Origin of the sequence: Mesorhizobium sp. M1A.T.Ca.IN.004.03.1.1, assembly GCF_003997555.1 — a bacterium.
GTDB lineage: Bacteria > Pseudomonadota > Alphaproteobacteria > Rhizobiales > Rhizobiaceae > Mesorhizobium.
Genome location: NZ_RZTV01000018.1, coordinates 24,969 through 40,233, shown reverse-complemented (window position 1 = coordinate 40,233; position 15,265 = coordinate 24,969). Strand labels below are relative to the sequence as shown.

The window sequence follows — 15,265 nt, the reverse complement described above, 5'->3', positions numbered from 1 at the left end:
TGATTTCGTTCGCATGCCCGCCCATTAGCGATCTTGCCGCTAACAGCCGATGAACCACACAAAGTGAGGAAGAACCCTTAATCGCAAGAATGCGGCGGTTTGGCTCAGGAATTTGCGAGGAGCGCGCACGAAACACCGCAGCCGACTTTCCGTGATGATCAGCGTTTCGATCGTCCAAGACTCAATCGTCCTACCGCGAAAGCGATGTTCTCACTCTTTCGCTTTAGCTGAATCCATCGTCCCATCGTCCTCCCCCATCGCACCCAAACTCTAAGTTCAATCGATCTACTATGGCCCTTATTAGTTGTCGTAATCGACAATTTGCCATTAGTTTAGATCGTTATCATTCGATCATTGCAACAGAGAGGGCAGTGCCCTCGAATGCACTACGCGTGGGCGAATTCTCTTTGCAGAAACCAGAAATCTTCACCGTCCACTGCTAGGCCGCTGGTCAAAGTCGCTTATTATGCAGAGCTTGTAGGCCTCAATTCCGTTTGTTCGTTCAAAGTCGCATAATGTGCAGTGTGGATTGGTTAGAGGCGGCTGCCTCACGGCGGACTCGTAGACTGGCCATTGGCGACGCAGCGTGCCGTAATTTCTCGGACAAGGATGTCCTCATCAGTGACAGGCAGCAGCCGAAATGATGTCGCGTCCTCTGGATTGTATTGATACGTCGCGCCCAGATAGGAGCGTTCGTATGGCGCCACGACCCAGTCGCCGGCGTTGCCAACTGTGTCGATGAGGCCAAACGGGCTGCGCTCGTTCGGGTAGGCATCAACCGGCTTGAGGCTTGGCGACGGAGCGTCCTTTTCCGGAAGGCCCGGGATGTTGGCTCGGGTTTTGTCGAGTTGGTTTCCCCATGGATAGACCCGGCCGTCGACGCCGCGCACGGCCCGCTCCCACTCGAAGTCGGTCGGAAGTCGCATGGTCCGTGACGAGCAGAACAGTTCCGCTTCTTTCCGAGTCATGGGTGCTGGACAACTATCGCAGGGTAGTTCGCCAAGCCCCACCGCAATCTCTCCTGGCCCGGCGACGTTTGGCGAATCGCCGGCTTCGATCCTTCCGAAGATCGCACCGAGATCCTCGCTCAGCGTGTTGAGTTGATCGAGGCCAACCGCATCAACTGCCGCGCTGCGTTGGCGGGCCGTGAAGATGAATGACTCGTCCTGCGTAAGCTCGCCGCTGTGCACGAATTGCCTTGCAGTATCGAGATAGGCCGCGACCGTCGGCGGCCGTATATCGATCCAGAACGAGTTCGCATTCGTTTGCGGTTCGCGGTCGAGCCCGTGGAACCACGGCGTGACCGGTACGAAGGCCATGTCTGGATGCTCCAAGACCGCCTCTGCGGCGGGCAGGACTAGGGATACGGTCTTGGTTCGTGGATCGAAGCTTCGCTGCAAGGTCAAGTGAAAAGCCAGCGCCCGCTCGGCGTTGTCGCCATAGGCGGCCTCCACGCGCAGCAGCACATTCGACGCTGGCATCCACAAGCGCGTTCTGTTTCCCGAGATAGTCCGCTCTTCAATAATTCGACTCCCGTTGGTCGCCGGATCCTCCTCTGTGGCGATCATGCGGATGTCGCGGGCCACGTTCGGAAGGCCTGCGAGATCGACGTCAATGAGCACGTGACTCCAATAGAACCAGCCGAGCGCCACCAGTACTGTCGCGGCGATGCCACCTCCCGCTATCAGCATGTTTCGGATACGTGCGACCGTACCCTCGCGTTTGCTTTGACCGGCCTCTTGGCTGCGCGCAAGAATGATCGCTCGACCGTTCATGCGATAGTCGACGGTCTGACCGCGCAATACCCCATCGCTATCGAGTAGTTTCGCCACCTCACCGACGGTTTGAACGAGATCAATAGCTAGGGCGCGTGTGACGAGCCTGTTAGCGATGGTCAAGCTCAACCGGCTCGCTCGTTCTCCCCGTAGCGAGATTGCTTTTTCATTGCTGCCGCAAGCGTAGACGATAAGTCGCGGGTGGCGGGACTCGGGCAGAAAGGCGTCAAATGCCGCAGCATGGCAGCAATCCAGGATAACGATGGTGCGATCGGCACCGGTGGCGGGTATGAGGCGCCGCAGCATCGCGAGCGCAGTTTCGCGTGTCGATGCCGCACCTGCTTTTGTCGCGGTTTCCGGCCCGTCAGCGCCGAGCCAGGCGTGTCCGAAGACGTAGACTAGAAGCAGGCCCTCGGCGGGGGCTGCCGCCTCTTTGCCGCTGGTGAGGACCGCAGCGTCACCCGAGCTTGACAAGAACGGTGCGAATGTCGAGCGCACGAGTTCAGCAACTGCCGTCCAGTCCGGCAGAACGTCGAGATCCTCTTCGCTCGGCGGCTCGCCGTCGAGGGCTACGAAAAGAATCCGCTCTAATCGATCCACTACCGCTTACCAGCGGAAAAAGCGCTGCAGCGATGCTTCGCCCGGCCCTTGCTGCGCCACTCCGGTCGGAATGTTGGCAATTAGCTTTTGGACGATCACCGGCGTCGCGGCACCGAGATGAAAGCAAAGCACCGCGGAGGCGGCACCTTGAATGTAAAGAAGCGGCATGATCCCACCGAGAAGTATCATGCCGGCGGTCGTGAACCAGTAAATTGGCAGCACTCGGTACTTCTTGACTTCATCAGGTTTTCGAGACAACGCGTACCAATGCAGAAGTTCCGCAGCGGCCCCTCCGATCAGAGCGACGACGACCTGAATGAGCAGTGATTCCACCAGCATTGCTTATCTCTCAGTTCCGAGGAGCTCTGTTGTAATCAGATGACGACGTCATTTATGTCGTTGATCCACCGTGTCTGCCGTGTGCTTTCGAGCGTCCCCTGCGCATCGAACGGCCGCACTGCCGAGAAATCGAGACCGGTTTCCGCCTCGATCGCGACGATCGTTGTCTGGATCCGGCGCTTGCGCATTTCGTCGACCGTGTAGGGCTTTAGTCCGGAGAACACCTTGGCTTCGTAGAGGGCCTGGACGTATTGGGTCTGTCCAACAATGAAAGCAGCGGCCGCGACTTTGCGTGGCGACTTCTGCAGCACGGCGATCTTCCAGAACGACAACGGAACCTGCCACGGGCCGCCTTTGCGACCTTTGCCGTAGACGGGATCATTCTCTCGGTAGATCGGACCCGTAAAGACCGTGAGCCGCTTCTGGGTCACTTGCGCCTTGTCGAGTAGATAGTCTTCGAGATTGCCCCAGTCTGTGTCGTTATAGGTCTGAATCTGTGGCGCTGCATTCGTGTAGTGGAATGTGTCCTCGGCCCCGAGTTGCGATTCCGCCAGCGCCTCTGATGTGCCGAGCGACGCGCTCCAGCAGGGATCGAGCAACCGCACCTGATGACCGCGGCTGAACTGGACCGGATCCGATCCCTTCTTCTTTTCGTAGAAGTCTCCGTCGGGCTGAAACTCGTCGGCGATGCGCGCATCGCGCCTCCACGTGTCCTTTCGTTTGCCAGGATGGACCAACCTGTCTCCATCGATGTTGACCGCAGTAATCAGTGGGAATCTGCGATCGGCGTGGATCAGCGTCGTAAAGTGATGGTAGGCGAGTTCGTGTCCGGATCCGTCGAGCAATGGCGCGACTTTGCCGTCCGCGAGCGCTGGCGCATAAATTCTGGCGAGATCGATCCGTTCGCTTAGAAACTTGGCGTCATAGCCGTCGACGTGAGTCCAGCGGGCAACAGGAAGCGGTCGGCGATCGGCCTCGAGCAGCGTTTCACTGGCCACCATGCCTTGCGATAGTGGCGTCAGGCCAAGCGAGGTATCCAATCGATCAAGCACCAACCCGGCATGCGGTTCAGTAAAACGCCTGCGCTCGAGTAAACTGAAGATAGCGCTTATGCGAACACCCTCATTGGCGATCCAGACCGGTGCCACCGTTTTCTTGCCCGTCCTTTCGGGCGCCGGCACTGCCTTGTGATGCAAGGCCAACACTTGCCATTGATCATTGAAGACAGGCGCTCCCGACGAGCCCGGCTCGGTATCGGTCGAATAATGAATGAAACGATCGAGATCGATGCCGGCGGCAACGTCCGCGTCGAGGGTTATGACTTGGCTGGCACGGATGGCGATCTGTTTGGGCTCGCTGCCGGGATGCTGGACAATCGTCACCCACTCGCCGCCGATCGCCTTGCCCGAAAGTGGGATAAGCGGCAGTCGACCGTAACGATCAAGTGGCACGCCGTCGTCCGAAAGCGGTGTGACTGCGATGAAGGTGATATCGAGTTCGGCGTTGGTATAGAAAATCTCATGCGGGCGGAGATTGAAGCACACCGGGTCGCTTAGGACACCGTCGATGTCATGCTCATAGCCGAATTCGGCTTCGCACTGGCTTGCCTCGTCGGCACTGCCGAGCACGTGATGATTGGTGAGTAGCAGGCGTGGGCCGACTAGAAAGCCGGTGCCGTACCAGGCGCCGCCATCGCTCGGGACCTTGATCCGACAGACTGCGGCCGCTGCTCGCCTACCGCGGTCGAGGAAATTGATCGACATGAGGTCACTGTCGCCGATGATACGCTCGAACCCGTTGGGATCGCTAAGCGGCGATTCGAGGAAGTCCTGGCGAACGGCGAATCGCTTATCTGCTTGGGCGCGTAAGCGCCGCCTGCCTCGAGCAGCCGGCGGCACGTAGACGGAATCCGCGCTAGCGGCCTTTTCCACTTCGCGGGACAGCGCGTCCGACTGCGTTGATACGATGTCCTCTTCGGACTCGTCCGCCTCCGATCTTGAATTCATTGCCGCTCCCCTCAACGACATGAAGATCTCTATTATGCCGCAAATGCACGGCGAGCGGGAGTCGTCATTGTGTAGGTTCTCGCCGCAAGTACAAAGAGGAAGACCACGGTCTGACCCAAGAGTCGCTGGTAGTCATTTGATCTGAATCCATGAAAATGGAGCCTCTGGAATTAGAATGTCGAGCGGCTCCGCCGATCCGCGGTGCATCTTTTGGCTGGCTTCTTCATCATATAGTCTCCGGTCCAAAGCTCACTCCGGCAAGCGCGCGAGAAATCGCAACGCGCTGCGGCTAGGCATGAAGAGATAGGCGCCGCCACGGGTGCGCACCCAATCTTTCGTTTTTGTAAGGTGCAGCGGTCCGTTCGGCGAGGGGATGGTGAGGCGGCCGAGCTTGCCGCCGCGGCCGGTAATCGGGTCGACCTCGTTCTCTAGCCCATGGAATTGCCAGGCGACCGCCCAGGTCTGCTGGATGAACTCGAATTGCCGTTCGATGTCCGCGTTCAGGCACATGAAGAGCAGGCCGGGTTGGGACACTTCGGGATCGTTTGCGCCTTCGGCCTCGAAGCCGCGGCCGACGCGCAGTATGCGGTGGCGGTTGACGATGCCGAGCTCTTGCGCCGAGCCAGGCGCGAGGCTGTCACGCGGGTTGGACCGGCGAATATGCGCGCCGAGAGGACAACGCTCGCCGACCGGGTCCTCGGCGCCGAACAGGAATTCATTGTCGGGGTTGCGTTGTGGCGCGCCGTGATAGCTCGCCGGCTGGTGCGGGAATCGCACCAAGGACGAGCCGTCCTTCCAGCGCCCGACCATTTTGGCGCCGATCCATTCCGGCAGCAGCGCCGGGTCGAGCAGCTTTGGCACGGCCGGGTGGTCGGCATAAAGTGCGGCTGCTTCCTCCACGAAGCCGTTGAAGGCCTCGACATCCTGTGCGAGCTGCCGGACGACGAGGAAGCTGCCGTTGCGCCCGAGATCGCGCTCGGAATTGGCGCTGCTGTTGGCGAAGCTCGGGATCAGCGCACCCCGCCTGTGGGTTGGCTCCGCCAACGGCAGCACATTGCCCGGGTCCATCCTGGCCGGCACCCGGGGGGAGGGCGGGAAGTAGCCGCGCCCGTCCGGATAACCGAGCAGGAACTCTCCTGGCTCGACGGCATGGATGGCGTCGGACTGGCGCATCCAGCGCCGGGTGCCCTTGATGATGGGTTGCGAGATGCCATCTGCAAAACCAAACGGCTCGCGCACCAGTTGCCGGGCGCTTCTGCCAGTGTCCTGCTGCGCCTGCGCCGAACCTGTCGGCAGCGGCGTTGGCGTGACGCGATGCACCAGCGCGCCGCCGGCCACTTGTAGCTCAGTCGTGCGCGCGGCGACTTCATGTGCAAGAGTGGCCGGGTCCGCCGCATAGACCAGCAATACCCCGTCGATCTCGTTCGACGGACCACCCCACAGCCACTTCCGGGCATGGTCGTCGCCGGTATCGGCAAGCAGATTGGCGCGGCCGGGCGAGCCCATGCCGGCTCGGAACGCGGTAGGGAACTGCTCGTGAATGTCCTGCGGCAGGCCGAGCCGCTCTAAACCGTGCGAGGACAAAGCGAGGATCAGCACCTTATCGCGCGGGGGCTCGTCGCCACAGCTGACCAACGGCTCGACCTGCGCCAGCCACTCCCGCGCCGCGCGCCGCGCCTCCGGCAGCCGCAGCATCAGGCATTCTGCGTAAGGGTGCTTGCTAAGGCCGCCGTAGAGCAGCGTCTGAACCTCGAAAGTCTCGATCAGCGTGTCCGGCCGCACCTTCGAGCCGAACAGGCCGAGCCAGCTCACCGCCTCATCTTCGGTGGAGACGGTCCCAATGCCTTGGCGGATAGCGGCGTTGACGCGGATGCGAGCCGTGGTGAGGTGCGGATAGGCGCTGTACCAGAAGCGGCTCGGCTGCTGCTGGCGACGCGCCCAGCGCTTGAAGCGATCGCCATCGGTGGCGCCCTTGAAGAACAGGTTCTCGGTGCGCGGAAACCCGACCGTATTACTCCATACACCGGTCAGCCCGCTCGCAGCCTTGGTGATGAAGTCTTCGAGATAGCTCTCCCAGCTGCCACCGAAGTTGGAGAAAAACAGCAGCTTGTTGGTCTTTGGCAGGAGCACCCAACGCGCATAGTGGATGGTGCTGATCTCGCCAAGAAAGCCCGGCCGGAAGCGGTGGGTGGCGAGCTGAGCGATCACCCAGAAGGCGATTCGCAAGGTGAGCCCGCGCAGCCAGCCTGCCTGCATTACGGAAATGCCCGCGAGATGGTTTTGCTGAGTGTCCTTGGTAACGTTCTCGCCGTCGCTGATGGCATCCATGACCTTGGGATCGAGTGTGGTGTCGAATGGAGTGTTGGTCTCTTCGAGACCGCGCAAGCCAAAATAGACTGCCGCGAGCACGGCGATCAGCGCCACGGCCACCACGATGAGGCCGACCGCCAGCGCCAATAGCCCAACCGCAGTGCCGGCAGCGTGCCAGGCGCCATAGGTCGTCAGCAGGACCAGCGCTCCGAACAGGAGCAGCACCGGCCAGAAGAATTTGACCAGCCCGCGGCCGGCGAGACACGCGACAAAGCCTAGGCTGAAGCGCTCGGAATCCTTGTCGGCGATCCGTTTTAGCGGCTCGGGCGTCATCAGCGCTACATGTTGAGGCAGGGCGGCGACGAACGCCTTTGCCTGCTGGAAGACATGAAGCGGCGACCCCTGCACAGCCGAACGATCGAAGAAGTCCCTCAAATCTCGGGCGAGCGCGTACTCCGCCTCGATCCGCTCCACCGTCATGTCGGGCGTGCCGCAGAAATCGAGGCCGGGCGTGGCGAACAGTCCCTGTCCGGTGCGCACCCGGCGTGCCGTCAGCAGGTCCCTCAGCGGCTTATGCGATGCGATGCCGGCTGTGTCGAATATCTCACGGATAGGTCCTTCCAGCCCCGCCGCTACCGTGGCAATGACCGCATCGGGCTCGCCGTCACCGGACATCTCGAACACGAGATGGGTCGGCTCGCCGATTTCACCGCGCACGACGGTGATTGACATGAAATGGATATGCCGACCGCGCATCGCCTCACGGATTGCGCTCTCATTGCCGAACAACTGCGGGCGGAAGGTGTCGAGTCGCGCATCGACACTATCCGCCTTCCCAAGCGCGAACGGGATGGCGCTCGTCACCATAGATTGAGTCATGGCAGATCCCCGAGGTTGATGATGAATTTGTCCAGCAACGAGTACGGCGAGCGGTCCACCACAGGAATTTGGATCGCGTTGAGGTCCGGTCCCGCGCATAGGTAATGCCTACCGCCGCCGAAACGCATGTTCGGGTTCTGCAACCGGATGAAGCGTCCCGCGTCGGATATACGGGCGTCCTGTATCGCCGCTCGCGTTACCACCGGGCCGCGCTCTCGCCGGTTCCTCCAGCAAGCCCTGCCCACGGCTGCCTCTCCGCCGACCAAATGAAATCCCTCGGTCAAATTTTTCCGATGACTCGCGACGGACCGCGATCAAGCTGCGTTTCATCCGTGAGATCCTTGCCAGGCTGATTGATGGCATTGTGAGGCTCTTCCGATCCGTTTGTACAGACAGGGCGGACTGTTTTTCGGACTTTAATATTTTTTATCGTCTTGCGGCTGGGAGCGTTATTCTATCCTATTGTTGAATTCGGGAGATGGTCACAAGTCATCGATTTTAGGGGAGGGTGAAATGAAGCACCGCCTGATCTGCATTCTGACCACCGGACTGTTCATTGCGGTTCCAGCCGATGTTCACGCAGCCGAAAAGCTGACAATCTCCCAGATTCAGGGTTCGACGCACCTCTCTCCCCATGCTCGATCGACGGTGATCATCGAGGGAGTTGTAACCTACATTTTCGGCAACAATTTCATTGTTCGAAATGAAGCGGGGGATGGCAACGACGCAACTTCGGACAGCATCATCGTCCGGCGCAAAGCGACCGGCTTGACCGTCGGTGACCGGGTCCGTGTGGAGGGCGTGGTTCGCGAGTTCAATGAGAACGATGAGCCGCGGACAACAACAGACATCAATGATGCCGTCTTCGAGAGACTTTCGTCAGGCGCGCCTCTTCCGCCTGTGGTCATTGGAGCGGCTGGCAGGTTGCCGCCGACCGATATTCTCTTCATTTCGGAAGACAGTGCCGACCCGCAAAACTCTGGCGCCGATTTCTACGAGAGCCTGGAAGGCACATACGTCCGGATCGACAATCCGGTCGTCGTTGGTCCGACTAACGACTTTGGCGAGTTCTGGGTCGTCGCCGACGGTGGCGCCGGCGCTTCCGGAATGAACTCGCTCGGCGGCATCACATCCACACCCGGCGACAGCAATCCTGAAAGAATCCAGATCCAGGTGACGGACGCTCAGAAGCCGCAATTCCAACACGCGCTGGGTGACACGCTTGCCAGTATCGAAGGATACGTGACCTACGACCGCGGACTTTATGAAATTCGCTTGGCTAACGCTGCAGGCGCCAACCCGAAAGTTTGGGAGCCCGTTTCCATCGGAGCTGCGCCAGAAGACAATGTGGTGACGATCGCTGGCTACAATGTCGAAAATTTGGATCCCATCGTAGAGGCTGTCGACAAGACGCCCATCAACGATCCGGATGACGATGTCGGAGTTGGAAAATTCAGTTCGATTGCAGAGCACGTGGTAAAGCTCCTCGGCTCACCCGATATCGTGGCGCTGCAGGAGATGCAGGACAATGACGGCGGCCAGTTTGGCGACGTGGTCGCGGCTGACCAGACGCTCAAACTTCTGATCGACGCAATCGTTGCGGCGGGTGGTCCGGCCTATCAGCCGCTCTCTATCGATCCGCTCGATGACACGTCAGGTGGCCAGCCCGGAGGCAACATCCGGGTCGCCTACCTTTACAATTCCGCACGCCTTACCCTCGACGCCTCGACACCAAAGCAGATCGATGCACCTGCTTTCGGTCGTAGCCGTCTGCCCTTGGTCGCGTCGTTCAGGTTCCGCGGCAGCGAAGTAACCGTCATCAACGTTCATCTCTCGTCGAAATCCGGTAGCGGTGGCGCCTATGGGGCCATCCAACCACCAATCGATCCCGCCGAACCGGCGCGTATCGCACAGGCTCTAGCGGTACGCGACTTCGTTAGAAGTCTGCCTGCAGATAGCAATCGGGCAGTAGTCGTGTTGGGAGATTTCAACGCGTTTTGGTACGAGACCCCATTGCTCCTGCTGACCGGCAGCGAACCGCAATTCAAGAATCTTGCCCTCAACGAGCCGCCTTCGGAGCGCATCAGCTACGTCTTTGACGGCAATTCGCAATCACTCGATCACGCGTTAACCCTGCTGGGGTCAGGACAGTCGGCCACCATGAAAACGCTGCACGTCAATTCGGTGCAGCCGGACAGCCGAAAAGTCAGCGACCACGATCCGAAACTGGTGAAAATAACGTTCCGATGAGGGGTCGAGTGTCGTTGCAGTAGGGCGCTGGACCCCCTGCACGGCGTCCCCTAAGCTCGGTCTGCACACGAAGAGAAGCGTTATGCTGCGGCGGGAATTCATCCAACTCGGAATGGCCGCAACGCTACCGTTGGGAGGTTGCCGAACGACTGCGGATTTGGAGGTGACGGGCCGCTCCATTGACGCGCTTTGTCATGCGTTTAACGCGTCCGACCTGCCCGTTGTGCGCTTCATCAAGCAGACGTTTCTGCGGCGCTATCCCGAACAGTACGAGAAACGGATTCTCGACATCGAGGATCCCGATCTGCTCGACTTTCTCCTGGAACTTGTGACCAGGCTTCTCGGGACAGGCAGCGCGCCCACCGCGAATGAAGAAGTCCAAGTTTTGCAAGGAGCGCGTGACGCTTCTGCAGAGAGCGCCGACTACGACTTAGCAAAGGCGCGGGCCGTCAATGGCACTGCGCGTTTCATCCGTGAACTCGAAACCCGCGCTGGTGGACCAGCGACGATGGGTGTCGCCCAGATTACGCCTGCGGCGAGGCAGCTCGACGCCTTCCTAAGAGCGGTCGGTGAAAGCGGGCCGCGCATCGCGGCGATCACACCGCTTCAATCGAAACGCTTTGCGACGAAGGCTTTCTCGCGTCTGGATGAGATCGGCGCCTATCTTCGCTGGATCCCGTTGTTCAAGCTATACAGATACAAATTGGTCGAACGCCTGGCCGGCGACCATAAGAGACAGGGCAGGCAGCCTCTGTTGCTCGCTCCGGCAATGGTGGATTTCGATCACTGGCTGGGCGAGTCAGTTGAGCTATGCTGCAATTTGGGTGACGAGGCTGATCAAGCGGCGCTCTGCGGCTTCAGTTCAATGACCTCGATTCCATCCTGGAACGTTGCACCTGCGATGAGTTTAGGCAACTGATTTTGTCCTTTCAGTCGTCGCCACGTCCTGGCCGCGGCCATGACCAGCTTGAAGACCATCAGCCTGGCGGTTTTCGAGGAGAGTGAGCCCTTGGTGCGCACCGTGCGATGGCGAACGGTCGCAAAGACGCTCTCGATGGGATTGGACGTTCGCAGATGATCCCAATGTTCGGCGGGGAAATCGTAGAACGCCAGCAAGGCATTCTGATCTTTGGTCAGGCAGTCGACCGCCTTGCCGTATTTCGCATCATATTTCTCGACAAAGACGGCAATCGCCGTCTCGGCTGAGGCTCGGTTCGGGGCGGAAAAGATTTCGCGCAAGTCCGTCTTCATGGCGGCCTGCACCGATTTCGGCACCTTGTTGAGCACGTTGGCTGTCTTGTGTACCCAGCATCGCTGGTGCTTGGTGCCGGGAAGGAGCTCATCGAGCGCATTCCAGAAGCCAAGCGCGCCGTCGCCGACGGCAAGATCGGGCGCGATCTGCAGGCCACGACGCTTGACGTCGACCAGCAGCTCGCGCCAGCTCTGTGCGCTCTCACGAATGCCGGTCTGGAAGCCGAGCAGCTCTTTCTTGCCCTCGGGCGTGGCGCCGATCAGGACCAGCATGCATTCGGCATGATCTTCCATCCGGGCCTGCAGGTAGACCCCGTCCGCCCACACATACACATGCGGCGCGGCGAAAGATCGCGCTTTTGCCAACGATCGTATTCGATGCCCCACTCCGCCGTCAGTCGCGTGATCACCGAGGGTGAGAGGTTCGGCGCCTCCTTGCCCAACAGAGCTGCCAGAGCTTCCTGAAAGTCGCCCGTCGAAATGCCGCGCAGATAGAGAACGGGAAGAAGCGCATCCAGACTTCGTGTCCGACGCGCCCATTTCGGCAGGATCGATGAGGAAAAACGGATGCGCTCCGCTTCACCGTTCGCGCCGCGATCCCGGACCTTCACCCGGCTGACGGGCACCGCCCCGATCCCCGTCTGGATGCTCCGCTCCGGCCCGTGACCGTGCCGGACCAGCCGGTCACGTCCGTCCGGAAGCTTGAGATCCCGCATCTCGGCAAGAAACGCTTCGGCCTCCATCTCGATCGCCTGCGCCAGCAATTTGCGCGCGCCGGTGCGAAGCACATCCGTCAGGGGATCATCGATTTCGTCGGGCTGACGAAGGCGAACAATGTTGATAGTCTCGTTCATGGCGTATCGCTCTCCTTGAGAGGTTCTGGCAGGGCTTCATCACCCGCCTCGATACGCCGCCCTTCTCAAACCGTCATCACCCAGTTTCAGCCATAGCTCAACGAGCCATCGCGTAGGGCTTTCTGCAATTGCCGTTCCGAGGGCATGCCATGACCGCGCATGCGGTCGAAGGCCTCAGGGATTGTCTTTGCGATCCCATAGGGCAGGCCCGCGATGATCGCGCCGCCTGCAAAGACCTCCGGGTAGCAAGCCAGCATCACCGATGTCATGGCGCCTCCGGCGGAGAGGCCGGTGATAAAGATGCGCCCACGGTCGAGGCCATATTCGACGGCAACCGCCTCAATCATCTGGCGGATGGAAAGGGCCTCTCCGCCGTTCCGCTTTGTATCGCCGGGCACGAACCAGTTGAAGCAGAGGTTGGGATTGTTGGCGCGTTGCTGCTCGGGAAACAGCAGGGCAAAACCTCCAGATCGGCCAGTTGCGACCAGCCAGAACCATGGTCGTAACCGGCCGCCGTCTGCGTGCAGCCATGCAGCACGACGACAAGAGGCGCCGCTTCAGTCAATCGTCGGGAACGTGGATCCTCGCCCGCAAGGCGCCCGGATTGGGCCCGAAATCGTCCAGATCCGATAATCGATCGCGGCCTTGGCCATTGGTCTGAAAACCCTGCCCGGCGCGGAATGCCGCAAAGCGGGTGATGGTATCGGAGATTTTTCGCAAATCAGTATTCCTTGTGGTCGGCCGTTAAGATGGCCACGATACTGCGCACAACGCACGCGCAGCAATATCGTTGCTGCACTGCACAATAACAAGTTTGAACTTGTTGCGGAGCGCTCCAGGTCACCTCCCGCTCCAACGGAGCTGGCGTAGGGATAGCGGCATTGCAGCCGATGTCCGGCCCCTTCGATTTCGAAAACTCTCCCTGGTCAAACTTCTCCGTGTTCAAAGCTGGTCCTCAAAAAGAGGCGGGGACGCCGGGAACTGCACGATCCGCCGCTGGTGAGAGCCTGAGGACGCTGGCGAAGCGCCATGGGATTAACCCGAAAACCGTTGCCAAATGGAGGAAGCGGACTTCACGGGTGAACGGGCGGCTGCACCATCAAGCCGCCTGCCTTTCCCAAGTCGGGAAGGGATCGGGCAGGTCTCGCCAGCGACCCGGCATGAAATCTTTCTCCTTTACCAGGCAGGCATCCAGCTCGGCGCGAATTTTTGCCTCGTCCATAGGATCGCAGCCGATAAAGACGATCTCCTGCCGGCGGTCGCCCCAGATGGGGTCGAGATAAGGCTTCATTGCGGCCTTCCATTCGGGATGAACCGGCCATTGATGCTTCGGCACCGACGCCCACCACAGGCCGCGCTTGCCCGTGCGGATGAGCGCGCCGGCCTGGCTGATCTCGCCAACATGGTGCGGCCGGGTCGCCAGCCAGAAGAAGCCCTTGGCTCGCACCACACCGGGCCACGATCTGTTGGTGAACTTCTGGAGTTTCATCGGGTCGAAGGGCCGCCTCTCGCGATAGACGAAGGAGCGGATGCCGTATTCCTCGGTCTCGGGAATGTGGTCCTTGAAGCCGTTCAACTTCTTGAACCAGAGCGGGTGCTGCTCGGCCTTCTCGAAGTCGAAGCGGCCGGTGTTCAGGACCTTGTCCAGGGGCACCTGCGCGAAATCGACTTCGATTAGCGCCGCGTCTGGATTGAGCGAGCGAACGATTTTTCTCGCCAGATCGAGATCGTTCGCCGAGGCGTCGGACACCTTGTTGAGCACGACGACGTCGGCGAATTCGATTTGTTCAACCAGCAGGTCAACAAGCGCGCGGTCGTCCCCATCGCCTGCTGTTTCACCGCGGTCGCGCAAAAAGTCCTGCGAGGAATAGTCCTTGAGCAGATTCACGGCGTCCACGACCGTAACCATCGTGTCGAGCCGGGCGACGTCCGACAGGCTCTCGCCGTTCTCGTCGCGGAAGTCGAACGTGGTTGCGACCGGCAACGGCTCGGCGATACCGGTGCCTTCAATCAGCAGGTAGTCGAAGCGGCCGTCCTCCGAGAGGCGGCGCACTTCGTTCAAGAGATCGTCGCGCAGCGTGCAACAGATACAGCCATTGGTCATCTCGACCAGCTTTTCATCGGTGCGGGAGAGATTGGCGCCGCCGTCGCGGACGAGGGAGGCGTCGATATTCACCTCGCTCATGTCGTTGACGATGACCGCCACGCGCCGGCCATCGCGATTGTTGAGGACGTGGTTGAGCAAAGTTGTCTTTCCGGCGCCGAGAAAGCCGGAGAGCACGGTGACGGGGAGACGGTTCGATGATTTGGCTGTGTCGAGCATGGCTTGCTTTTGATCCTACGGACGTGCGGATGGAGAGCGCCCGGCCTGAGCGGCCGGGCGCAGACGAGAGAAAATGCCCGCGGTCAGTGCGCCATCATCTCGCGCACAATCTCGTCCGCACTCAAAGACGATGGGTAGTAGGTCGGCCAGTTCGTCACCTCGTCGAGCAGCGCGGCGCGATCATTACCCCAGTAGAGGTGATAGTGGTCGGCGGTCTCTGGCGCGATCTTGTGGTCGCTGAACTGTATGTACTGCGGCGCGGCGGCGTCCCCTTCAGCCTTCTTGAAGATGAAGCGTACGCCACGATTGCCCTTTTCATAGGTCAGGATCTCATAGCCATCGCTGACATAGCGGGCTTCGAGCGGCTTCTCGCCCTCGAAAAAGGTCACTGTGTCGCCGTCGATCTTGATCCGCTCGACGTTGGTCCGATAGCCGATCTCGTAATAGGCCCGGTACTCGTCGGCGCTCTGGTCGGCGCTCTCCGCCTTGTGCGCCATGACTGGATCGAGCGTTCCATCCTTCAGGTAGGGATAGACCGACTGCCAATCGCCGGCCCAGTCCGACAGGGCGCGGTCCTTCACCTGCCTGTCCTCAAAGTAGCCCTTGTAGATCTGCTGGACCGCCGGATCGTGGCTATGTGCGTGAACTTTCTCAGCTGTGTGATCGTGGACCTTGCCG

At 60.2% G+C, this 15,265-nt stretch carries 7 protein-coding genes and 3 pseudogenes; 2 read left to right on the top strand and 8 right to left on the bottom strand.

Translation table 11 applies throughout. The features are described from left to right. Positions 1-548: 548 nt before the first annotated feature. The 4 genes from EOD29_RS29125 to EOD29_RS29110 form a co-directional block, all read right to left on the bottom strand. Positions 549-2,375 carry an SUMF1/EgtB/PvdO family nonheme iron enzyme gene (locus EOD29_RS29125; protein ID WP_127248669.1) on the bottom strand — a complete coding sequence of 609 codons (1,827 nt, stop codon included), beginning with the start codon at positions 2,373-2,375 and terminating at the stop codon, positions 549-551. A gap of 6 nt (positions 2,376-2,381) precedes the next feature. Next, a complete protein-coding gene (locus tag EOD29_RS29120) occupies positions 2,382-2,714 on the bottom strand; it encodes a hypothetical protein (RefSeq protein ID WP_127248668.1) in 333 nt (110 codons plus the stop codon). A 35-nt stretch (positions 2,715-2,749) separates the two neighbouring features. Then, positions 2,750-4,720, bottom strand: a complete 1,971-nt coding sequence (locus EOD29_RS29115; RefSeq protein ID WP_127248667.1) for a DNA/RNA non-specific endonuclease — start codon at positions 4,718-4,720, stop codon at positions 2,750-2,752. 249 nt (positions 4,721-4,969) lie between these two features. Then, a complete protein-coding gene (locus EOD29_RS29110) occupies positions 4,970-7,909 on the bottom strand; it encodes a hypothetical protein (protein ID WP_127248666.1) in 2,940 nt (979 codons plus the stop codon). 513 nt (positions 7,910-8,422) lie between these two features. Between EOD29_RS29110 and EOD29_RS29105 the strand changes: the two genes are divergently transcribed. Together EOD29_RS29105 and EOD29_RS29100 are read left to right on the top strand one after the other, a co-directional pair. Continuing rightward, the gene (locus EOD29_RS29105) at positions 8,423-10,159 is read left to right on the top strand and encodes an endonuclease/exonuclease/phosphatase family protein (RefSeq protein ID WP_127248665.1); all 1,737 of its coding nucleotides are present in this window, start codon (positions 8,423-8,425) and stop codon (positions 10,157-10,159) included. Between the two features lie 163 nt (positions 10,160-10,322). Next, positions 10,323-11,078, top strand: coding sequence for a hypothetical protein (locus EOD29_RS29100; RefSeq protein ID WP_127248664.1), 756 nt, complete (start codon positions 10,323-10,325; stop codon positions 11,076-11,078). On the opposite strand, the pseudogene EOD29_RS29095 reads toward EOD29_RS29100, so the two are convergent. The 4 genes and pseudogenes from EOD29_RS29095 to EOD29_RS38060 form a co-directional block, all read right to left on the bottom strand. Further along, positions 10,997-12,264 (bottom strand): annotated as a pseudogene (locus EOD29_RS29095) (IS256 family transposase). The gene EOD29_RS29100 and the pseudogene EOD29_RS29095 sit on opposite strands and share 82 nt — an antisense overlap. Before the next feature lie 101 nt (positions 12,265-12,365). After that, a pseudogene (locus EOD29_RS29090) lies at positions 12,366-12,888 on the bottom strand (PHB depolymerase family esterase); the annotation flags it as partial. Positions 12,889-13,363: 475 nt separating this feature from the next. Next, complete coding sequence (zigA, locus tag EOD29_RS29085; protein ID WP_127248663.1) at positions 13,364-14,587, bottom strand: zinc metallochaperone GTPase ZigA; 1,224 nt, start codon at positions 14,585-14,587, stop codon at positions 13,364-13,366. Positions 14,588-14,670: 83 nt separating this feature from the next. Continuing rightward, positions 14,671-15,210, bottom strand: a pseudogene (locus EOD29_RS38060) (metal-binding protein ZinT); the annotation flags it as partial. Positions 15,211-15,265 lie beyond the last annotated feature (55 nt).

Excerpts from the sequence above, each read along its gene's own strand:
- EOD29_RS29120 (WP_127248668.1), bottom strand. The coding sequence starts at position 2,714 with ATGCTGGTGGAATCACTGCTCATTCAGGTCGTCGTCGCTCTGATCGGA.
- EOD29_RS29115 (WP_127248667.1), bottom strand. The coding sequence starts at position 4,720 with ATGAATTCAAGATCGGAGGCGGACGAGTCCGAAGAGGACATCGTATCA.
- EOD29_RS29110 (WP_127248666.1), bottom strand. The coding sequence starts at position 7,909 with ATGACTCAATCTATGGTGACGAGCGCCATCCCGTTCGCGCTTGGGAAG.
- EOD29_RS29105 (WP_127248665.1), top strand. The coding sequence starts at position 8,423 with ATGAAGCACCGCCTGATCTGCATTCTGACCACCGGACTGTTCATTGCG.
- zigA (WP_127248663.1), bottom strand. The coding sequence starts at position 14,587 with ATGCTCGACACAGCCAAATCATCGAACCGTCTCCCCGTCACCGTGCTC.